The sequence below is a fragment of the Myroides sp. A21 genome (genome assembly GCF_000807225.1).
Lineage (GTDB): Bacteria > Bacteroidota > Bacteroidia > Flavobacteriales > Flavobacteriaceae > Flavobacterium > Flavobacterium odoratimimum.
Genome location: NZ_CP010327.1, coordinates 3894180 through 3915659 on the forward strand (window position 1 = coordinate 3894180; position 21480 = coordinate 3915659).

A 21480-nucleotide genomic window follows, 5' to 3' on the forward strand; every position below is an offset into this window, starting at 1 on the left:
TTTATTAATAAAATCGTAAACTATGATATCCGTATATAAGATAAAGCCCTATTTTCAGAAATCGCTAATGCCAATACTAAATGCATTACACAAAAAGAAAATCACAGCTAATCAGATTACTGTATTCGCTATTGTCTTCTCTTTTGTATTAGCTGTGTTATTTTGGTATGCAGATAGCTACCACTTCTTCTTTCTTTGTTTACCTATCGGATTGCTTATTCGCATGGCATTAAATGCATTAGATGGCATGATGGCTAGGTTGTATAATCAGACTTCTAAGAAAGGCGAATTACTCAACGAGGTAGGTGATATTCTATCTGACTTTATCTTATTTATTCCCTTATTAAAGTTTCAACCGGAGAGCACCTATTTAATTGTTTTATTTATAGGCTTGAGTATTATCAATGAATTCGCAGGGCTAATGGGTAAAGTATTAGGTGGAGAGAGAAGATATGATGGCCCTATGGGTAAAAGCGATAGAGCATTAGTATTGGGAATATATGGATTACTGCTATTCTTAGATATTAATCTTAGTGGAGCGTCTTTCTATATCTTTATCGTTATCAATTTACTATTACTATTAAGCACAATCACAAGATGCCGCAAAGCACTTAAAAACGCACAATAGATGACAAAGGAAGGAAAGTTTGCAGATGTACCCCTACGCGTTAGGACATGGTGTTATATCGTTGTAGTATTTGGCTTAGCACTACTACACCCCTTGAGTTTATTAATGTTCATTATGTTCCTAATTTATTGGGGACAACTAGAATTATTTACTTTCGCCATCCCCATTGGGTTCTTAAAGTTAGGAGTTGCTGTATTGACTACCTTGATTATCACTACTTGCTTATTACTATTAAGTATTGAAGAAAGTCTACTTACTATACGTGGCTTAAGCATGATTGTTTCTGCTGGTATATACCTAAAGTACAAAACTCATTCTTTCTTCTTAGCGATCATGACCATTTACCTGCTATCTACTGCGATATTATTCTATATCGGATTGGCAAAAGAAGGTTATAAATATCTCATTCTATTAGTTGTCCCAATGGAGCTAAACGATGTGAGTCAATATATGGCTGGCAAGCTATTTGGCAAGACTAAGATAACTCCTCATATCAGCCCAAATAAAACACTAGAAGGCGTTATAGGTGGTATTGTGATGACTACAGGTATATTTAACCTGATGTACTATTTACTATTCGGGGAAGCCATTACGCTAAAGACTATTCTACTGGCGATGGCATTGAGTGTTTTAGGTTTTTTAGGAGACCTAACCTTCTCCTTAGTCAAACGAAGAGCAAATGTCAAAGACACAGGTACACTCCTTCCTGGACATGGAGGACTACTAGACCGTGTAGATAGTTTATTATACACCACTCCCCTATTTTATATTGTCATGTTATGGATGAACTAAAACCTTATAATCGCGTAGCGGTGTTCTCTGGTGGCGGAAGTCGCTTTGTGATGTACTGTGGTATGTATGTTGCGATGGTCGAACACAATATTCGACCTGACTTGATCATCTCAACCTGTGGAGCGACTATCTCTACATCGATTATACGCACCTTTAATACACCCGAAGCCATTAAAGGATATCTAGCATCAGACGAATTTCTGACTGCTGCGATGAATACCTTTTTGACTAATCAGACGAGACTAGACCGCCTTCCATACTACTGTATCAAGCACAGTAAGAAAAAAGAAAATGCTCCCTATCTATTAGACCTGTTTAGCAAGTATTTTGTTGATCAGCCTCAAAACCTAGATGAGAAATTCCCTTCTTTATTAACAACACATACCGATGCGCCAGAGGTCATTACCCTTGGTTCTGAGATATTATATACACCTGATCGAGTGAACAAAAAGAGAAAGGGAGAGAAAGCCTTTAAGAAAATACTCATTCCTACTGCTAATGTTCCTCTTGATTCATTATATCAATATATTGATCAATATAAATTTGACACAAATAGTGCAGTAGAGAGAAATACGGAATTACTTCTAGGGGTAGAATCTTTAAGAGCGATGCGTATTAGTACCTCTGATATGTTCTATATGGCACCTGCTCAGTATAGAGGCAAACAGTATTTGGGAGGAGCGATAGACCTTATCCCTTTTGAACTAGCCACTACATTAGGTAACGAAATATGGCTAGAACACAAAGCTCCTTATTCAGCCATGGAAGAAGGCTTAGTAAGAGCTGTATTTGGCTACAGTGGGAATGAACGACTTCAACAAGCAGCAGCTATCACAGCCAATAGATTAGACACCAGTGATATGAGACAAAAACTCTCTGGGGGCTATCTAAGCCGTAAGATTAATTGGAGAAAGTTTGCTTTAGAAATACAATTACCCATTTCTAAAGAAGACTGTAAAGAACAGATATTTAGACAATTTGACTATGGATATCAAGTAGTCCTTAATGCATTAAAACAATGAAAAATGTCTTTATCACAGGAGGTACATCAGGTATAGGATGGGCATTAGCTCAGCGCTATTTACAAGAGGGCTATCGTGTAGGTATTGGCAGTCGAAATCCTCATAAAGAAGGACATGACTTCTCTGTACATCCTAATCTAACTGTCTATACAGTAGATGCAACAGACCTACCTCAACTACGAGATGTTATAAACACATTTAGTCAAACTAAGCTTGATATACTGATAGCTGGAGCAGGTAATTATACAGATAGTACCTTAGAGCATATTTCATGGGAAGATACCAATGCCATGATAGACAATAATATCAAAGCAACCCTAAATGCATTAGAAGTAGCGAGAGGCTGTATGCAGGACAACGGAGGAACTATCGTCTGTATCGCTTCGATATCAACCTTTTTAGACTATAAGGAGGCAACAATCTACACAAGGTGTAAGCAAGCAGTAGTAGCACTTACCAAAGCGTATCAACGCGCCTATAGGGATAAAGGGATTAAAGTCATCAGTGTGCACCCTGGTTATGTCGCTACACCTAGACTACTAGAACTCAATAGTGATGATTTGTCTAAAAAACAATATGTTATCACCCCTACAGAAGCAGCTGACATCATTTATACTAATATTACACAAGGCAAAGAACTGATAGTCTTCCCTAAAAAGATGTATCGACTAATTCGCTGTTTACAGCTATTCCCTAAAGGAATATTACAACGTATTATGCACAAAAAAGCAAAATGGCAAAAGAAGAAATAACTCCTACTTTTAAACAACGAACCAAAGCAATGCTGCTCTGTTATGCTGTCTTCATTATTTTATATATGGCAGCACAGTATTACGCTGTATATAGAGCATTGGATTGGTCTGTGACCTTAGCGATAGATCCCTATATCCCATTTATAGAGTGGATGATTATTCCCTATAGTACTAGTGGACTATTCTTCTTACTCGTTTTTTATTGGGTAGATTCTATTTATCAATTGAGATTACTGACTAAGCGTATGTTAGCAGTCACTATAATCGCCTTTATTGGGTTTATTGTATTCCCTATTCAGTTTACAGTAGAGAGACCTTTGCATACAGTGGCTTTGTTTACCCCCCTTTTTGACTTTATCACGACATGGGATACCCATTATAATCAAGCTCCATCACTACATGTAGCCTATGCAGTTGTGTTTATGACTGTTGTAGAACACACTAGAAGATTTAAGGTATTTACCAAAGTCTTCTTACATATCTGGCTTGCCTTAGTAGCGCTCTCTACACTATTTGTCTATCAACATCACACCATTGATTTGATCACAGCCATTCTAGTTTGTTTAGGTACTTTTATCTTTCTACCAAACAAAGAGAAAGCCCTATACCTCAATATAAAAAAAGGATTGATATACTTTGTTTTAGCGACTATGTTATTGGGTGTTGCTTGTTATTCACTTGAGTGCTATACCTCTATTTTATTGCTTTGGATAGCGACTAACCTTATCTATATTGGCATTGCTTATATACAGAATAACATTTATTTCATCAAAGATAAACAAGGACAAATTAACTTGTGGAAATACCTTGTTCTACTGCCTTATATTACAACTTATTATATCCTGAGAAGACTAAACAAAGTCTATTACCCAGTAGAGGTCAAGGAGATGATCCCTCAGCTCTATATCGGATCTTTACTTTCTTCTAAAGAAGCTTCAGCTCATTTTGATTCAAGTGAAGTAATAACCTATGACCTATCTGCTGAGATGAAGGAGAACAGTTATTTATTACATCATTCTGCCTATCACTTTTATCCGCTTTTAGATGTAGGACAGGCCAATCAAGAATATATTCAGCATATCGTAACACATATTATTAACGCGTATCAAAACAAAAAAAACAATACTGTAATCTATATACACTGCACTTTGGGACTGTCTAGAAGCATGACTATAGCGGCTTTAGTTTACGCTTATTATACAGGTTGCACACAAAAAGATGCGCAGGCATATATACAATCTATTAATCAAAACGCTATCTTTAAATTATAAATTGCTATAAAAAACACTAATATATGATAGAAGGAACATTCACTAGCTTTGATAATGCAGCTATATTTTATAGAGCTTGGAATTACAAAGAAGGACAAAAAACAATGATTGTCCTACATCGTGGACATGAGCATTCTGCTCGTTTAGCAGAGTTTGCACAGAGTGCTCCATTTGCTAATTATAACGTATTTAGTTTTGACTTTAGAGGGCATGGATATACAGAACAGGAAGTATCTCCTAACTTTATGGACTATGTGCGAGACCTAGATGCCTTCGCTCATTACCTAAACCATACCTATCAGATACACTATCACGACACTTTCGTAGTAGCCAATAGTATTGCTGGGGTTATAGCAAGTGCTTGGGTACACGATTACGCTGTTCCTATCGCAGGTATGGCATTACTTGCTCCAGCATTCTCTATTAAACTATACGTTCCTTTGGCTAAAGAAATGATAGCACTGGGTACTAAGTTTAAACCAGATATGATTGTGACAAGCTATGTAAAGTCTAAGGTATTAACTCATGAAAAAGATCAACAAGTAGCTTACGATAGCGACCCGTTAATCACGAAGTTTATCAATGGGCGTATGCTTGTAGACTTATTGGATGCAGGAAAACGCATTGTAGATGATGCAGCGGCTATTACTGTACCTACGATTGTCTTCTCAGCTGGGAAAGATTACGTAGTCAAGAACAAATGGCAACAACGCTTCTTTCACAATCTAAGCAGTGACCTAAGAGAGTTTAAAACACTTAAAGACAGCTTCCACGGTATCTTATTTGAAAAAGGACGTGAACAAGTGTATAAAGACATTGCTAAGTTTATGGAGAAGAGCTTCGCTGCTCCTAAAGTAAAAATCAACCTAAAAGCGGATAAGTTTACTACTGATGAGTACTACCAAATGTTATTTGGTCTATTGCCATCTGTCGAATTGCTATCTTATAAAATCCAGAAGAAACTATTAGGTATAATAGGGCCTCTATCAGAAGGAATGCGATTAGGACTGTTATATGGTTTTGACTCTGGTATCTCTCTTGACTATGTGTATAAAAACACTCCTCAAGGGAAGTTAGGCTTCGGTAAAATAATGGATAAGAACTACCTTAACGCTATCGGATGGGCAGGTATTCGCCAACGAAAAGTTCATCTATTACAACAAATAGACAAACAGATAGCGCTGTTACAAGAACAAGGAAAACCTATCAAGATACTAGACGTAGCGGGAGGTACTGGTAATTATTTATTCGATATAAAAGCAAAATACCCTGATGCAGAAATAGTAGTCAATGACTTTAAACGTTCGAATATTGAAGTCGGAGAAGCCTATATCAAACAGCATAATCTAACTGGCATTCGCTTTACGAACTATGATTGTTTTGATCTAAACACTTATCCGCTATTCAACTTTGAGCCAAATATTACTATCATTTCGGGTATTTTTGAGTTATTTGATGATAACGATATGATTTGCAATACCATCAAAGGAATAAGTAGTATAGCGACTAACAACAGCGTGATTGTGTACACAGGACAGCCTTGGCACCCACAGTTAAAAACAATTGCCTTTGTACTAAAGAGTCACAGAGATACAGACTGGGTAATGCGTCGTCGTTCTCAGTATGAACTTGATAAACTATTCGCTTATAACAGCGTGTTTAAACAGAATATGTTAATCGATAACTATGGTATATTCACAGTATCCGTAGGTAAGATTGTCAAATCATAAATAACAAAAGCCCTCATAATTGAGGGCTTTTTTATTACCACTCAGATTGCTCCGAGTAGCCTAACGTATTTTTATCAACTCTTTTGTGGTGGTGGTGTTTTGTCTTTTTGTGAAATCGCTGTTCCCTGTTTTCCGTTCCCTGTTTTCCGTGACGTGTATTCTCCTGACTTTTACTATTCCTTTTTTTCCATTCCCCATTTCCCGTTCCTTATTCCCTGTGACACGCATAATAATGCGTCTCTACATGATGTGACGGATGTACTCGTTGCGCAAAGTCTCCCGACTTTCCTGTTTTCTGTTTCCTGTTTTCTGTTTCCTGTTTTCTGTTTCCTGTTTCCCGTTCCCTGTTCCCTGTTTTCTGTTCTCTGTTCCCTGTTTCCCGTTCCCTACTCCCTATTCCCTGTGACACGCATAATAATGCGCCTCTACATGATGTGACGGATGTACAAAACTCTTAACTAATTACTTAAACTTCTCTAGGTAGTCTAGTGTGTTTACTAACTCATACTTAGGGCTGCGTTCTAACCACATATTAAAGAATGCAGTATGCGTTCCCCCCATTAATATAAATACACGATCATCTTTCGTCAGTGGTATTTGGTTTAGGTTAGAATACATCACTAAGTTACGGTGATAGAATTTAGCTGCTTCATCAGCTCCTTCAGACTTGCCTGGAGAAGACACATGAGTCAGCATATCAGCATTCAGATTAATCAAAGCATCGAATACCTCTTTTTTATTATTGAAGTAAAGCATTTGCTTCACATCCCTCATCTTTTTTTCTCCTTCATCTAATACTTTAAAACAAGCCGCCATATAATCATCATATAATTGCTTATCATTGTACCTTCCTACTTTCTGTGCTAACATATAGTTATATCCTTCAGAATAATCTATACCATATAGTTTATCTACATTAGTTAATCGTCCTAATTCAAAAGCTAATAAAGTTATTTCATTAGGGTTTTTAAATACCTTATTGGGATTTGTCAAGTACTCCTGATAAGACTTGTTTAAACTCTCGTTAGATTCTGGTAATTGCTCTACGATAATCACAGTTGGTTTAAAGGCCGCTAGAGCTCTAGCTACCTCGTGTATCATCTCCTTGTTTTTGGAATTGTGTTCATCGAACTCTGTAGTACTCGCATCAGATGTATACCCCATGTGAAACGTTCCCATATTCAGTACTGGGATAGGGTGTTCTGATTTTAGATTATCGTTTACTTGAGCATTGGCTATTTGCCCTCCCATTAAACACATCGCAAATAAACTGAATAATTTAGTTCTCATAATTGTTTGTTTTTTTATAGTTCTATTTTTTTGTTTTTTGGTGATGTCGTAACGTGTATTCTCCCGACTTTCCTATTTCCAGTTTCCAGTTTCCTTAAACTTCTTTAAATATTCTTTTGATTATAGGACAAAGATGAAATAGTAAGCGCTTTCTCTTTTTACTTTTTCGACCAACACTCTATTTTATCCGATGAACACTCTTTATTTAAAAACTAAGTTTTTATAGCTTTACAAAAAACAATACTTATGAAGACAGTAGAGGTTTTATCCATCCAAAAAGAAAGAAAATTACACTTACTCTTATGGCTATTCATCATCTATATTTACTATGTTCACTTAGATTATAATGCTCCATATTTAATTAGATTTACTGATTTCTCTATTCTAAATAATACCACTGCTATCATCTTCGTTAGCGTTTTTTACTTTCATTACCTTTACATTATGCCACAAGTGATGAAGTCGTTCACTTGGAAAAAAGTTTTTCTAGGATGGCTATCTTCTTATCTCTTTTTCTTGGTAATAAGAGCTTTTATAGAACAAGGCGTCATATTGTGGATATGGGGCGTACAGAATTATTACCCTGGTACTCCAGTATTATTTTACATCTTTGACAACTTATACTTTAGTCTAATTCCTATTCTTTCTTCTACTATCACTTTTATTATCATCTATTTGATTCGAAGTCTACAATTAAATCAAATTATAAAACAAGAAAAAAATGAAGTAGAATTGCGCTTTTTAAAATCACAGATAAATCCTCATTTCGTCTTTAATACACTAAACAATATCTATTCTTTAGTCTATCAGAAGTCTGAACAGGCGCTCCCTGCTATAGATAAACTAAGTCAACTCATGAGGTATATGACTTATGAAACGGATACAGATCATATAGAACTTCAAAAAGAAATCAACTATATACAGGACTTCATTGACCTAGAGAAAATGCGTATCGCAGGACAAACACATATCATCCTAGACATAGATATAGAAAATCCTAGTCTACTCATTCCTCCTTTATTGTTACTTCCTTTCATAGAGAATGGTTTTAAACATGGAATATTAACAGATCAAGAACATCCTTTTACAATTGCGATTAAACAGCATAATAACCTACTTGAAATACATACTCAAAACAGGACTAACAATTATAACAAGGATAAGACTAGTGGAATAGGTCTAGCCAATATCCACAAACGCTTAGATTTACAATTTCAGAATAAACATACTTTGAAAATTACAGAAGAAGCGAATATCTTTACTTGCCAACTATCCATTGAATTATGAATCCTATCCGATGCTATATACTAGATGACGAACCCTTAGCGGTAGCCTTACTAAGCGATTATGTACAGAAGTCTCCTCAGCTAGAGCTAGTAGGAAGCTCTACCTCTGCATTAACAGCTTTAACTGAATTACAACAGTTAGACGTAGACCTGTGCTTCATTGATATACAAATGCCTGAACTAACAGGACTGCAAATCATGAATCTACTGGGTAGAAAGGCTTACTTCATCATCACCTCAGCGTATAACCAATATGCATTAGAAGGGTATGAACACAATGTAATCGATTATCTATTAAAACCGATTACCTATGAGCGTTTTTTTAAAAGCATACAGAAGGCGTCTCCCATTATACAGCAAAATAATCTAGTGACAACGCCTCCAAAAATAGATCAAGAGAATCACTTATTTATCAAAACAGATGGTAAGCATATCAAAGTACTTTTTAATGATTTAAAGTATATAGAAGGGTTAAAAGATTATTTGGTATTACATCTAGTGAATGAACGTCTTATCACGCTATGCACTTTAAAGGAGATGGAAGATAAACTACCTAGTCATCAATTTATCCGTGTACATAAATCCTTTATTATCAACAAACAACACTTAGATACTATAGAGCGCAATAGACTATATATAGATAAGGCCATCATCCCTATAGGAGAGACTTATAAAAAATTGGTATTAGGTCAATTATTAAAGGAATAAGTTCTCTTCTATTATTTAAACATAATCGATTAATTATTACTCTGATATATAGTTTAAATACACCTATTACCTTATTTACAATGTTGGATTTATCTAATCAACTGTAAGTAGATTTTACTCTTGTTGTATTCCCAATTCTACTTGCTTTGACATATTTCAATACTAAATCTAATATCCATCCTTCGTGACTCCGTTAAAACATCCAAAATAACGGACTCACTACGGACTCATAACGGACTCATAACGGACTCACTACGAACTCATACCAATTAAATACCGTATAACTCTTTACTATAAGAACACTCTGGATACAAAAAAAAGAAGGTGATCTTTCGGATCACCTTCTAAGTGTTGAGTTAATCTTAAAACAACAATAATGAACTATGTGAGGTAAAATTACTTGATTCCAATTCAAAATAAATATAGATATCAAATGTAATTAGAAGAATACTAACTCATTTCAATGTTTTATATCTAATGAAGTATATTCAGACAAATAAGAATTAAAAAAAGGCTACATCACTGTAACCTTCTAAAAATTTCTTAACACTTTAATTGTAATTGTTTCCTTTTCTAAGGAAAGAAAAATAATAACGAAAGATTGATAAAAAGATAAGGGCAATTTTACTCTATCAATCTCTCATCGTTTTTAATTTGTTTGGTTACTGCAAGCTATTACATTTGATAAGAAGAACAAACTATAAAAGCTGACCAATTTCAAACATTATCCCCCCTATTCCACTTTTACACTTTGAATTATAGTGACAACACCTCTATTTCTTGGTTTTGGACAGTCAGAACTTGGTAATTATTTAACAACACTAAAGGCAATTTATCCTTATATTCTTGATATACTTGTTCAGCTACTTCTGTAAAAGGTTCACATCCATAATGTACTAAAGGATATTGATCTATCATTCCCATTGCCTTGTATTCTGTCAACTTAGGGGCAAATGATTTGTCATCCATTGCCTCTATATATCGAATGTCAGGACACATCACAACACTTCCTGCCGAAGTCCCTATATACAGCTTCCCTTTAGACACCTCTGCTTTTATTAAGTAATCAGCACCCATTTCTTTTAAAGTTTGGAGTAGGTAAAAAGAATTTCCGCCTGATACAAAAATGTAATCATTAGTACTTACTTTCTCTCTGATTTCTTCATTACTTGCTGTACTCAGTTCTAATACATCTACAATGATTCCTAAACTTTCGAAAGCTCTTTTGTCATTTTCTACATGTCCCACATACTCTTCTACTACACTGGCTGTGGGAATAAAGGTCACCCTTTTTCCTTTTATTTCTTCACCAGCAAAGTCACTAAATAAGCTAACTACATCACAGAATGAAGAACTTAAAAACATCTTTATCACGATACAAATTCTTAAAATTGATAAAACTAAAGTACAATTCTTACTAATACGCTTTTGCGATTAATTATAGCTATTTTCAAACCACAATTTACTATATTGACCTCAGTATAAACTCAATGTTAACTGAGAAGAAGAGAATCTCTCTTTATTCTCTAATTCTAATAAGAATTTCTTTCTCCAAATCCCTCCTCTGTAGCCTGTCAGACTACCATCAGTACCTATAATTCGGTGACATGGGATCACAATAGCTATTCTATTCATTCCATTCGCATTCGCTACTGCTCTGATACTTTTTGGAATCTGTAGATACTCCGATTGTTCTTTATAAGACTTTGTTTCTCCATAAGGGATATGAAGAAGCCCATGCCAAACCTGTTGTTGGAATGTTGTTCCTATTAGATCTAATGCAACGCTAAAAGTAATCAACTCTCCTTCAAAGTACTTCTTCAACTCCTCTTTTAATTGGGTAATATGCTTGTTCTCTCCAGGTACAAACACGGCATTCTTCTCTTTACTAAGATGATCATACTCCTTCTGTATTCCCTCTATATCAGCAAACTCTAATAGACAAATTCCCTTATCTGTAGCACAGACCACGATAGTACCGATAGGAGTTTCTAATTCTTTTAAATTTATAGTGCTTTGTCCTGTACTTTGTTTCATAACGAAAGGGATAATATTAAGCCACTAATTTAAAACTAGAATACACATAGACCAAATACTACAAAACAATTCTACTCCTGAAATCTTTCATTCATTCTATAGCTATACTTAAATCACTCAGTACTATTTGTCTTATATAACTACTCTTGACAACAACTCTATTCGTTCTCTATTCTAGAATAAAAAATAGGTTCCGAGAAACAATCGGAACCTATTCAATGCTGACTTACTAATCAAGTCATTTATAAAGAAATCTACTAGCCAACTAAATGAGTAAATAGTGCTTCATTATCATTTAAATACTGATAATTAAAATTATGTTTCTCTAATTGTTTAATCAGATGATCATAATCGAGTCTGTTGGCTAATTCTATCCCCACTACTGCAGGGCCTCTCTCTCTATTATTCTTTTTTGAAAACTGAAAATAAGTGATATCATCATCTTTCCCTAGTACTTCATTCACAAACTCCCTTAATGCTCCTGGCCGTTGTGGAAAATTAACGATGAAATAATGCTTTAGCCCTTCATATAAGAGTGAGCGTTCTTTTATCTCTTCTGTACGAGTAATATCGTTATTACTTCCACTTACTACACAGACTACCTTTTTGCCCACCAATTTATCTTTATACAAATCAAGAGCGGCTATACTTAAAGCTCCAGCTGGCTCTACCACAAGTGCTTCTTCATTATAAAGCCTGAGAATAGTAGTACATACCTTTCCTTCGGCTACTGTTATTACATCGTGTAAACTCTCTTTACAAATAGCAAAGTTTAAATCTCCAACTCGCTTAACAGCAGCCCCATCTACAAAGGTATCTATTGTATTTAATGCTGTATTCACATTCTCTTGAATAGAAGTCTGCATAGATGCTGCTCCTGCTGGTTCTACCCCTATTATCTGAGTATATGGGCTTAAATGTTTAAATACAGTACTGACTCCGGCTGCTAAACCTCCTCCTCCAATAGGGACGAATACATAATCAATAGGCTCTTTCATAGCCTGTAATACTTCTAATGCTACAGTACCCTGACCTGCGATTACCTCTTCATCATCAAAAGGATGGATAAACACCGCTTTATTCTCTTTACAATACAAGCTTGCTTCTGCATAACAGGCGTCAAATGTATCTCCTTTCAAAACGATGTTAACCTTATCTTTACCGAATAGTTTGACTTGATCTATCTTCTGTTTAGGAGTAGTAATCGGCATAAATATCGTTGCGTGGATATCTAGATGATGACAAGCGAAAGCGACTCCTTGCGCATGATTACCTGCACTAGCACATACTACACCTCCAGACTGCTCGTCTGGAGTAAGTGTAATAACCTTATTATATGCTCCTCTCAACTTATAAGAGCGTACAGGTTGCAAATCTTCTCTTTTCAAATAGATATCTGCATGATATACTGTACTTAGGTTTAGATTTTTCATTAAAGGAGTCTGGACGACGACTCGTGCAATATTCTGTTGTGCTTGATATACTTTTGTCAATAAGTTCATGATTGGGATGGTCTTAGTTTTCTCACCTCAGCACCTGTTTGCCAAAGTTCGCTTTCTCTTAATTCTTTTAATTCTTCTTCTAGCTTAGCTCTGTAATCTTTCTCGCTATTTGCCTTAATCACAATCTCTGCCTCTCTTCCTGAAGCTACACTCTCATATAACTCTTTAAATACAGGAGTAGTAGCATCTCTAAACTTATCTTTCCAATCTAGTGCTCCTCGCTGTGCTGTAGTAGAACAATTAGCATACATCCAGTCCATTCCTCGATCTGCTACTAAAGGCATTAAACTCTGTGTCAACTCCTCTACGGTCTCATTAAATGCTTCGCTAGGTGTATGCCCTTTTGATCTCAGTACATTGTACTGTGCTTCAAAAATACCTGCAATAGCTCCCATTAACACTCCTCGTTCTCCAGTCAAATCACTATAAGCCTCTCGCTCAAATGTAGTCTCAAACAAATAACCTGAACCAATAGCAATACCTACTGCTAAAGCTCTCTCCTGCGCTCTACCTGTAGCATCTTGGAAAATAGCATAACTTGAGTTTAATCCACAACCTTCCAAGAATAATGTACGCAAAGATGTTCCTGACCCTTTCGGTGCTACTAAAAATACATCTACTCCTGCTGGTGGAATAATATTCGTTTTCTGATGAAAAGCGACACCAAAACCATGAGAAAAATACAATGCTTTACCTGTTGATAGATTACCTTTAACTGCCTCCCACGTATGGATTTGTCCTGCGTCTGATAGTAGGTTCATGATAATCGTACCACGTCGGCAAGCTTCTTCAATATCAAATAGCGTCTCTCCTTCTACCCATCCATCAGCTACTGCCTTATCCCAACTGTTAGAATCCTTGCGCTGTCCTACGATCACATTGATCTTATTATCTCTTAAATTCTGTGCCTGTCCTGGTCCTTGTACTCCATAACCAATAACAGCCAATACTTCATTTTTTAATACTTCTCTTGCTTTATCTAATGTAAATTCTTCTCTTGTCACTACATTTTCTAGTGTTCCTCCAAAATTAATTTGTCCCATTTTTTATAGTTTTTTGTGATTTTGTTTTTTTGTGATTTCGTGAAATCGTTTTTTTGTGATGTTGTGATGTTGTGATGTTGTGATGTTGTGATGTTGTGATGTTGGCGCGGATTTGTAATCCGTGACATATATCTCGTTTAAAGCTCTCTTGACTTCCCTGTTCCCTGTTCCCAGTTTTCTGTTTTCTGTTTCCTGTTTCCTGTTTCCTGTTTTCTATTTTCTATTTTCTATTTTCTAACGTAGCGCCTACCTAGTAAGAGTAGTGCGACAAAGCGGTGACTCCCTAGCCGAAGGCAACTTCCTTAAGGCGTAGTCATACATTCTTAATTCTTAATTTTAGATTCTTAATTCCCCGAAGGGTAAACATTCTTAGTTCTTAATCAAATAAAGCTCTTCATAGTTCATAGGCTTCGTAATCGCTACTCTGCCAGAACGAGTAAACTCTAGTACACCATAACTAGACAACTGAGTAAAAAGATTCTCTATTTCTTCTATATACCCTGTTTTCTCTATCGCTATAAAATCTTTATCTACTGATAATATTCTAGCTTGATTCGCTCTAATGATTTGTTCTACTTGGGTATTAGACAATAAATTTGTCTTTACTTTATAAAGTGCTAGCTCTTGGTAAATAATATCACTATTCTTATGTGCAAATACCTTAAACACCTCTACTAATCGCTCTAACTGACCAATCAATTTATCAACTTGCTCTTGTGTACTTTTAAATACTACGGTGTATTTAAAAACCTGTTTTATCTCAGATTCTGACACTGTAAGACTATCTAGATTAATATGTCTACGCGTAAAAACATTGGTTATTCTCGTCAGCATCCCAATACTATTTTCAGTAAAAACCGACAATGTGAATTCCTCTTTCATACTCCTTGTCTTTTAATTTAATAATACATCAGAAACACTTGCTCCTGTTGGAATCATTGGATATACATTTTCTTCCTTCTCTACTACTATTTCTAATAGATAAGCTCCCGGATGAACAAGCATCTCTTCTAATGCATGTCTTAAGTCAGTTGCATGTTCTACTTTATTGCCTTTGATATTATACGATTGAGCAATACCTACGAAATTAGGGTTGTTCATCTCCGTAAAACTATACCTCTTCTCAAAGAACATCTGCTGCCACTGTCTTACCATTCCTAAAAAACTGTTGTTTAGAATAATCATTTTCACCCCTATATTACTTTGCATAATTGTACCTAGTTCTTGAATATTCATCTGAAAACCTGCGTCCCCTGCTATCGCAACTACCGTTTGTTGAGGATTGCCTAGCTTAGCACCTACAGCCGCAGGAAGAGCAAACCCCATTGTCCCCAATCCTCCAGAAGTGATATTTGTCTTAGGTGAATTGTACTGATAATGACGGGCTGTTATCATCTGATGTTGTCCTACATCCGTTACAATGACAACTTCCCCTTTTGTCAATTCTGTCAATAACTTAACAGCATCCTCCATCATAATCTTGTCTGCATTGACTTGCTGTTTGTGAACTCTCAACTGTTCTACTTCATATGCTTTGCCTTGTTTAAACTCAGAAAGCCAATCCTTATGAGTGCGCTGTTCTACTAGTTCAATCAAAGTATTTAATGCCTTTTTAGCATCACTTCGTATTCCGATATCTGCCTTAATAATTTTATTTAACTCTGCTGCATCTATATCAATATGAATAACCTTAGCTTGCTTTGCATATCGAGATACATCTCCAGTTACCCTATCGTCAAAGCGCATTCCTATAGCGATTAATACATCACACTCATTCGTCTTTACATTCGCTGCATAATCACCATGCATTCCAAGCATTCCACAGAAATGACTATGATTACTAGGCAATGCTCCTAAACCTAAAAGCGTGGAAGCAGTAGGTATATCTGTCTTTTCTACAAAGGCTTTTAACTCTTGTTCTGCATGACTTAATAATACCCCTTGTCCTACTAACAAATAAGGTTTTTTTGCCTTATTAATTAAATCAGCTGCTTGGTGAAAGCGTTCTAAATCGACTGGAGGTTCTGGAGCATAACTTCTCACCTCAGAACATGGTTTATATTCAAAAGCAGTCATTCCGAACTGAGCATCCTTTGTGATATCAATCACAACAGGTCCAGGTCTTCCAGCCTTCGCTAGATAAAATGCTTTGGCAATAGTAGGTGCTATCTCTGAAGCCTTAGTCACTTGGTAGTTCCACTTCGTAATCGGCATCGAAATACCTATTACATCTGTCTCCTGAAACGCATCTGTCCCCAATAATTGAGATGTTACCTGTCCTATGATACACACCACAGGTGTTGAATCAATATAGGCATCTGCTAACCCTGTAATCAAATTAGTTGCTCCTGGTCCTGAAGTAGCAAAGACTACTCCTACTTTACCAGAAGCTCTTGCAAATCCTTGTGCTGCGTGTATTGCTCCTTGTTCATGGCGTACTAAAATGTGTTCTAGCTCATCCATTTTGTCATAAAGAGCGTCATAGATGGGCATTATGGCCCCACCTGGGTACCCGAATATCGTCTCTACTCCTTCACACAACAAAGAAGAGATTACTGCTTGTGCTCCTGTTAATTTTTCTTGTTGCATATTTTGTGTTTTTTGTGAAATCGTTTTTTTTTGTGATGTTGTTTTTTTGTGAAACCGTGATGGCGTGATGTTGTTTTGTAGGGCGAATTGCAATTCGCCCCTACCGTTGTATGCCGATAGGACGTGATGTTGTGATGGCGCGGATTTTTAATCCGTGACGTGTATTCTTGCAACTTTTCTGTTCCCTATTTCCCATTCCCTGTGACACAGGACAGAACGTTAAGAAAATGTCTAGTAGACATTTTTAGTGAATGAGACAGGAGGCGTGCGGGCTAAATGCGTCTCTACATTATATATAGGGTATACATACCGATTGGCGCAGCCAAACATTCCTAATTCCTAATTTTAAATTCTTAATTCCCCGAAGGGTAAACATTCTTAATTCTATCCGTAATACATCCCTCTGATGCATCTGCCACACAGTTTGAGTATTTGTACAACACTCCTTTTTTAAACTTTAGTGCTGGCTTTTGCCACTTTTCTCTACGGGCTTCTAATACCTTCTGATCAACTAATAGCTCTAGCTTTCTATTCTCTACATCAATGCTGATGATATCTCCATTCTCTACTAATGCAATTGTACCTCCATCATACGCTTCAGGAGTAATATGCCCTACTACGAAACCATGTGTACCACCTGAAAAACGACCATCCGTGATAAGAGCTACACTCTTGCCCAATCCTGCTCCCATAATAGCAGAAGTAGGTTTAAGCATCTCTGGCATTCCTGGACCTCCTTTAGGCCCACAGTATCGAATGACAATTACTTCTCCTGGCTGTACTTCTTTGGCTGAGACACTTGCGATAACTGCATATTCATCATCGAATACTCTTGCTTTACCCTTAAAAAACGTACCTTCCTTACCGCTGATCTTCGCCACACTTCCCTTCTCTGCTAGATTGCCATAAAGAAATTGTAAGTGCCCGCTTTCCTTAATGGGAGCAGTGATGTCTACAATAATATCTTGGTCTTTAGTCAACTCTTTTGCTAGACTTAAGTTTTCTCTTACTGTCTTGCCTGTTACTGTAAGACAATCTCCATGTAATAATCCTTGCTCTAACAGGTGTTTCATAATAGCAGGTACCCCTCCTATTTTGTGCAAATCTTCCATGAGATACTTTCCACTAGGTTTTAGATCTGCTAAGACAGGTACTCTATCACTGATCTCCTGAAAGTCCTTTAGTGTAATCTCAATGTCTACAGCGTGTGCCATCGCGATTAAGTGAAGTACTGCATTCGTAGATCCTCCTAGTGTAATCACCATCGTCATCGCATTCTCAAATGCTTCTCTAGTCATAATATCTGATGGCTTAATGTCTTTCTCTAATAGATTTCTCAAAGCCTGTCCCACTTCTAAGCACTCCTGTTTCTTCTCACTACTTAGAGCAGGATAGGAAGAACTATGTGGTAAACTCATCCCCAGAGCTTCTATGGCTGATGCCATTGTATTGGCTGTGTACATCCCTCCACAGGCTCCTGCTCCAGGGCAAGCATTCTTAATCACCCCTTTGTAATCTTCTTCTGAAATAGAATTGCTAAACTTCTTGCCCAATGCCTCAAAAGCAGAGACGATATTTAGTGATTCGTCCTTGTATTTCCCCGAGTGTATAGTACCGCCATATACCATAATAGCTGGTCTATTCAGTCGCCCCATCGCGATAATTGCACCAGGCATATTCTTATCACAACCTGGGATAGCAATGACAGAGTCATACCATTGTGCATTAACCACTGTCTCAATAGAATCTGCTATAATATCTCGAGATACAAGAGAATACTTCATACCTTCTGTCCCATTCGAAATACCATCACTCACACCGATTGTGTTGAAGATTAACCCTACTAATCCACTCTGTTTAACGCCTTGTTTTACATACTTCGCCAGATCGTTTAAGTGCATATTACAGGTATTGCCTTCATAGCCCATGCTCACAACACCTACCTGTGCCTTATCTAAGTCTTCTTCACTCAGTCCGATTCCATAAAGCATAGCCTGTGCCGCTGGCTGTGTTTGGTCTTGTGTGATTACTCTACTGTACTTGTTCAATACATTCATAACTGTGTTTTTTGGTTGATTATATATCCTTGATAGCAAAACGACTAGAGAAGTCTAATTGCAAAATGCTTTAAATAAAAAAAGCCTCCCGATAACGGGAGGCTTCAAATATTCTTTATCTCTAGATAGAAAAAATCAGCATAGCGACTCCCGTGCAAATGTGTTTACCACAATCACAATAATTAGAACCACTAGAATGCTTACTAAGTTTTTCATCTTTTTTGTTTCTGATCTATAGGTCAAAGATATAAATTGATTTAACACAACCAAACAATAAAAAACAACTTACTTAATATTTTAATCAAAAAATAGGCAGTTTTACAGTGTAAAAAACAAACAAATTCAGTATAAAATATAAAAAAACCACTACCTTCAACATCACCTCTAAGAATATTTAACAAATAACCGTATTTAATCTGTCAAAAACAGTTTCTATAAACAAGGTCAAGTCTTGCTACGACTAGCTTCATCTCCAAAAGTGTTTTTTTGCTTAAAAAAGATGTATTTCACTCTATTTTCATCTAAAAAAAACAAAAAAAGACTCTATTTAGTTCAAAAATCAAATAATTAAAGTCATCTCTTTTTTTTAGTAAAAAAACTTCAAAAAAAGTTTTAATTAATACTATTTTTAGTTCTATAAATACCCCAAAAAAGCAAAAAGGACACTTTTAGAGGTATCCTTTTTCTTCTTATTCTGTCAGATTATTACTCATCTAAAACTATTTTACCTAAAAAAGCATGATCTACATTGATAAAGATTGTGTTTAACTTCTCCTTTTTATTCGATAATCTTTTATTATAAATTACTGTTTCTAAAGCTCCATATACTTGTTTCTCCATCATTCTGCTCCAAAAAACAATCAAAGTATTCTCAGACGTATTCTCCCTTCTAAAACCATATACATCTTGTATTTGTTTTAATTTTATGTCTAATGTAGATGTGCTAGATAATGGAGGAAACTGTTCAAATCGATTGTCTATATTCCAATCTAACTTCCATGTCCAATAATTTATAGGAACATTACAACTAGAATGTATAGAAACTAGACTATCCTCTTTAAAATACAATAACTGTATAGGTTTGGTCAGAATATATTGTTTGTCTTTCTCTACTAGAGACGAATAACTTATAAACTGCTCTTGTGTACTAATGAGAAACTGTGCTCTTTCAGGATATTTCTCTTTTAATTTAACTAGAGATTCTTCATAATCCTTTTGAGAAAATACTTCTAACTCTCGTATTCCCACTAATCTTAATACAATAGTTTCTGAGAAGACTACTCCAAGGGTGATTATAACACCTATCATGATTAAAATAAAGTACCTCTTTTTCATTGTGCTTATTTTACAGTTTTTAAACGTCTCACCTCTCCTTTTATTTCATAATCAACACATATTCTTTACATTAAACAACAACTATATTGTCAAAAACTAATCTTGATTTACACTGCGAAATATTAGCACAAAAAAGCCCACTTATTTAGTGGGCTAATATATTATCTAAAGATCATACAGTTGGACACAGCATGTGCATATAATTTGCCTTCTGCATCTAGTAATTCACATTCTAAGTAAGCTGTAGTACGTCCTTTATGGATAATCTTCGTCTTCGTAGTTAAAGGAGGAGTATCCGCAGTTATTCTTCTCAAGAAATTCACTTTTAAATCTAATGAGGTAAAGCTTTCTCCAATCTCTAGGGTACTCAATAAAGAACATCCTATTGCCGAATCTAATACCGTACTAATGATACCTCCATGTACACTTCCTATTGGGTTATAATGGAACTCTTCTCCTTTTAGTTCGAATATGACCTGTCCTTTTTCTACAGAAACTACTCTAGAGGAGATTGTTTCTTGTATAGGAGCCATAGGTAAATTCCCTTCTAATACCTGCATTAGAAACTCATATCCATTTAATTTCTTTGCCTCTTCTAAAGTTTTATTAGGGTCTTCCCAAGAGAAAGTACGCGTTCTATTGATGCTCATAATTTTAGTTTTTAGATTAGTTTAGAGCTAAAAGTACTAAATCCTAAAAACAGAAACACTATTTTCCCTTTGAAATAGCCATTTTAAAAGCTAAAAACAACAATACGCTCCCCATAAACCACTTCTGTACTTTTACCCATAAAGGTTGTCTCTGAAAGAAAGAAGCCATCTTAGCCGCAAATAAAACAATTAGAAAATTATTGATAAAGCTCACTAACAATTGAGTAGTTCCTAATGTTAAACTCTGTAACAATACTGATCCATAAACTGGCTTAATAAACTGGGGAAACAAAGAAAGATAAAATACCGCTACCTTAGGATTCAAGACATTCGTTAAAAAACCTATTGAGAACAACTTACTTGGAGAATCTACTTTAACGCTTTGTTCTACATCAAATATATTCTTTGCATTAGGTTTTAACGCTTGAAACGCCAAATACACTAAGTACAGCGCACCTGTCCACTTCAGTATAGCATAGGCATAAGGTATGGTAAATAATATAGCCGTCAATCCAAAAGACACTAATATAATATGAAACAGAAAACCGCAGATCACTCCCATTAGAGAGATAAACCCCGCTCTTTTGCCTTGTGATAATGTTCTTGTAATAAGGTATAACATATTTGGCCCAGGAGTAATAGCCAAGACTACTGCCGCTATCGCAAACAGCATTAAATCGTGTAGTGGAATCATAAATAATAGTTGGTTAAGTCAAGTCAAATGTAATTTTTTTCTCTTGATAGATAAGTTTTTCAAATTACTTTTTTCTCTTTTATTTCAACGTGTA

General features: G+C 35.8%; 19 protein-coding genes. 8 read left to right on the plus strand and 11 right to left on the minus strand.

From position 1 onward, the window contains the following. Positions 1-22: 22 nt before the first annotated feature. The 6 genes from MYRA21_RS17400 to MYRA21_RS17425 are packed head-to-tail and all read left to right on the plus strand — an operon-like array spanning position 23 to position 6195. A complete protein-coding gene (locus MYRA21_RS17400) occupies positions 23-628 on the plus strand; it encodes a CDP-alcohol phosphatidyltransferase family protein (RefSeq protein WP_039330079.1) in 606 nt (201 codons plus the stop codon). Continuing rightward, the gene (locus MYRA21_RS17405) at positions 629-1420 is read left to right on the plus strand and encodes a phosphatidate cytidylyltransferase (protein ID WP_039330080.1); all 792 of its coding nucleotides are present in this window, start codon (positions 629-631) and stop codon (positions 1418-1420) included. Beyond that, entirely contained in the window at positions 1408-2442 is a 1035-nt protein-coding gene (locus MYRA21_RS17410) for a patatin-like phospholipase family protein (RefSeq protein WP_039330106.1), read from the plus strand. Before MYRA21_RS17405 ends, MYRA21_RS17410 begins: the two co-directional genes overlap by 13 nt. Continuing rightward, entirely contained in the window at positions 2439-3194 is a 756-nt protein-coding gene (locus MYRA21_RS17415; protein WP_039330107.1) for an SDR family oxidoreductase, read from the plus strand. The genes MYRA21_RS17410 and MYRA21_RS17415 overlap by 4 nt, the downstream gene beginning before the upstream one ends. Further along, positions 3176-4465: a phosphatase PAP2 family protein gene (locus MYRA21_RS17420; protein WP_039330108.1), complete on the plus strand. Its 1290-nt coding sequence runs from the start codon at positions 3176-3178 to the stop codon at positions 4463-4465. The genes MYRA21_RS17415 and MYRA21_RS17420 overlap by 19 nt, the downstream gene beginning before the upstream one ends. Before the next feature lie 23 nt (positions 4466-4488). Next, a complete protein-coding gene (locus MYRA21_RS17425; protein ID WP_039330109.1) occupies positions 4489-6195 on the plus strand; it encodes a bifunctional alpha/beta hydrolase/class I SAM-dependent methyltransferase in 1707 nt (568 codons plus the stop codon). A gap of 462 nt (positions 6196-6657) precedes the next feature. Here MYRA21_RS17425 and MYRA21_RS17430 read toward each other — a convergent pair whose 3' ends face one another. Continuing rightward, complete coding sequence (locus MYRA21_RS17430; protein WP_039330110.1) at positions 6658-7485, minus strand: DUF5694 domain-containing protein; 828 nt, start codon at positions 7483-7485, stop codon at positions 6658-6660. Positions 7486-7731: 246 nt separating this feature from the next. Between MYRA21_RS17430 and MYRA21_RS17435 the strand changes: the two genes are divergently transcribed. Together MYRA21_RS17435 and MYRA21_RS17440 are read left to right on the plus strand one after the other, a co-directional pair. Continuing rightward, entirely contained in the window at positions 7732-8772 is a 1041-nt protein-coding gene (locus MYRA21_RS17435; protein ID WP_039330111.1) for a sensor histidine kinase, read from the plus strand. Continuing rightward, positions 8769-9479 (plus strand): LytTR family DNA-binding domain-containing protein, encoded by a 711-nt coding sequence (locus tag MYRA21_RS17440; protein ID WP_039330112.1) that lies wholly within the window; start codon positions 8769-8771, stop codon positions 9477-9479. The genes MYRA21_RS17435 and MYRA21_RS17440 overlap by 4 nt, the downstream gene beginning before the upstream one ends. A 756-nt stretch (positions 9480-10235) precedes the next feature. Here the strand turns inward: MYRA21_RS17440 and MYRA21_RS17445 are convergent. From MYRA21_RS17445 to MYRA21_RS17490, 10 genes are all read right to left on the minus strand, one after another. Then, on the minus strand, positions 10236-10844 hold the full coding sequence (locus tag MYRA21_RS17445; protein WP_039330113.1) for a Type 1 glutamine amidotransferase-like domain-containing protein: 609 nt from the start codon (positions 10842-10844) through the stop codon (positions 10236-10238). 111 nt (positions 10845-10955) lie between these two features. Further along, the gene (locus tag MYRA21_RS17450; protein WP_039330114.1) at positions 10956-11516 is read right to left on the minus strand and encodes a methylated-DNA--[protein]-cysteine S-methyltransferase; all 561 of its coding nucleotides are present in this window, start codon (positions 11514-11516) and stop codon (positions 10956-10958) included. A 257-nt stretch (positions 11517-11773) separates the two neighbouring features. Then, positions 11774-13018: a threonine ammonia-lyase gene (gene ilvA, locus MYRA21_RS17455; RefSeq protein ID WP_039330115.1), complete on the minus strand. Its 1245-nt coding sequence runs from the start codon at positions 13016-13018 to the stop codon at positions 11774-11776. Next, complete coding sequence (gene ilvC / locus MYRA21_RS17460; RefSeq protein ID WP_025124250.1) at positions 13015-14061, minus strand: ketol-acid reductoisomerase; 1047 nt, start codon at positions 14059-14061, stop codon at positions 13015-13017. The genes ilvA and ilvC overlap by 4 nt, the downstream gene beginning before the upstream one ends. 369 nt (positions 14062-14430) lie before the next feature. Next, positions 14431-14943, minus strand: coding sequence for an acetolactate synthase small subunit (gene ilvN / locus MYRA21_RS17465; protein WP_006258343.1), 513 nt, complete (start codon positions 14941-14943; stop codon positions 14431-14433). Positions 14944-14955: 12 nt separating this feature from the next. Continuing rightward, positions 14956-16650: a biosynthetic-type acetolactate synthase large subunit gene (ilvB, locus tag MYRA21_RS17470; RefSeq protein ID WP_006265716.1), complete on the minus strand. Its 1695-nt coding sequence runs from the start codon at positions 16648-16650 to the stop codon at positions 14956-14958. A gap of 353 nt (positions 16651-17003) precedes the next feature. Then, a complete protein-coding gene (gene ilvD, locus MYRA21_RS17475; protein ID WP_039330515.1) occupies positions 17004-18707 on the minus strand; it encodes a dihydroxy-acid dehydratase in 1704 nt (567 codons plus the stop codon). A gap of 705 nt (positions 18708-19412) precedes the next feature. Beyond that, positions 19413-20042 carry a hypothetical protein gene (locus tag MYRA21_RS17480; RefSeq protein WP_039330116.1) on the minus strand — a complete coding sequence of 210 codons (630 nt, stop codon included), beginning with the start codon at positions 20040-20042 and terminating at the stop codon, positions 19413-19415. A 161-nt stretch (positions 20043-20203) separates the two neighbouring features. Further along, complete coding sequence (locus tag MYRA21_RS17485) at positions 20204-20692, minus strand: PaaI family thioesterase (protein WP_006258348.1); 489 nt, start codon at positions 20690-20692, stop codon at positions 20204-20206. Positions 20693-20750: 58 nt separating this feature from the next. After that, positions 20751-21386: a LysE family translocator gene (locus MYRA21_RS17490; protein ID WP_006264101.1), complete on the minus strand. Its 636-nt coding sequence runs from the start codon at positions 21384-21386 to the stop codon at positions 20751-20753. Between the last annotated feature and the right edge of the window lie 94 nt (positions 21387-21480).

What these genes read in the sequence shown, in the direction of transcription:
- MYRA21_RS17400 (WP_039330079.1), top strand. Translation starts at nt 23, where the DNA reads ATGATATCCGTATATAAGATAAAGCCCTATTTTCAGAAATCGCTAATG.
- MYRA21_RS17405 (WP_039330080.1), top strand. Translation starts at nt 629, where the DNA reads ATGACAAAGGAAGGAAAGTTTGCAGATGTACCCCTACGCGTTAGGACA.
- MYRA21_RS17410 (WP_039330106.1), top strand. Translation starts at nt 1,408, where the DNA reads ATGGATGAACTAAAACCTTATAATCGCGTAGCGGTGTTCTCTGGTGGC.
- MYRA21_RS17415 (WP_039330107.1), top strand. Translation starts at nt 2,439, where the DNA reads ATGAAAAATGTCTTTATCACAGGAGGTACATCAGGTATAGGATGGGCA.
- MYRA21_RS17420 (WP_039330108.1), top strand. Translation starts at nt 3,176, where the DNA reads ATGGCAAAAGAAGAAATAACTCCTACTTTTAAACAACGAACCAAAGCA.
- MYRA21_RS17425 (WP_039330109.1), top strand. Translation starts at nt 4,489, where the DNA reads ATGATAGAAGGAACATTCACTAGCTTTGATAATGCAGCTATATTTTAT.
- MYRA21_RS17430 (WP_039330110.1), bottom strand. Translation starts at nt 7,485, where the DNA reads ATGAGAACTAAATTATTCAGTTTATTTGCGATGTGTTTAATGGGAGGG.
- MYRA21_RS17435 (WP_039330111.1), top strand. Translation starts at nt 7,732, where the DNA reads ATGAAGACAGTAGAGGTTTTATCCATCCAAAAAGAAAGAAAATTACAC.
- MYRA21_RS17440 (WP_039330112.1), top strand. Translation starts at nt 8,769, where the DNA reads ATGAATCCTATCCGATGCTATATACTAGATGACGAACCCTTAGCGGTA.
- MYRA21_RS17445 (WP_039330113.1), bottom strand. Translation starts at nt 10,844, where the DNA reads ATGTTTTTAAGTTCTTCATTCTGTGATGTAGTTAGCTTATTTAGTGAC.
- MYRA21_RS17450 (WP_039330114.1), bottom strand. Translation starts at nt 11,516, where the DNA reads ATGAAACAAAGTACAGGACAAAGCACTATAAATTTAAAAGAATTAGAA.
- ilvA (WP_039330115.1), bottom strand. Translation starts at nt 13,018, where the DNA reads ATGAACTTATTGACAAAAGTATATCAAGCACAACAGAATATTGCACGA.
- ilvC (WP_025124250.1), bottom strand. Translation starts at nt 14,061, where the DNA reads ATGGGACAAATTAATTTTGGAGGAACACTAGAAAATGTAGTGACAAGA.
- ilvN (WP_006258343.1), bottom strand. Translation starts at nt 14,943, where the DNA reads ATGAAAGAGGAATTCACATTGTCGGTTTTTACTGAAAATAGTATTGGG.
- ilvB (WP_006265716.1), bottom strand. Translation starts at nt 16,650, where the DNA reads ATGCAACAAGAAAAATTAACAGGAGCACAAGCAGTAATCTCTTCTTTG.
- ilvD (WP_039330515.1), bottom strand. Translation starts at nt 18,707, where the DNA reads ATGAATGTATTGAACAAGTACAGTAGAGTAATCACACAAGACCAAACA.
- MYRA21_RS17480 (WP_039330116.1), bottom strand. Translation starts at nt 20,042, where the DNA reads ATGAAAAAGAGGTACTTTATTTTAATCATGATAGGTGTTATAATCACC.
- MYRA21_RS17485 (WP_006258348.1), bottom strand. Translation starts at nt 20,692, where the DNA reads ATGAGCATCAATAGAACGCGTACTTTCTCTTGGGAAGACCCTAATAAA.
- MYRA21_RS17490 (WP_006264101.1), bottom strand. Translation starts at nt 21,386, where the DNA reads ATGATTCCACTACACGATTTAATGCTGTTTGCGATAGCGGCAGTAGTC.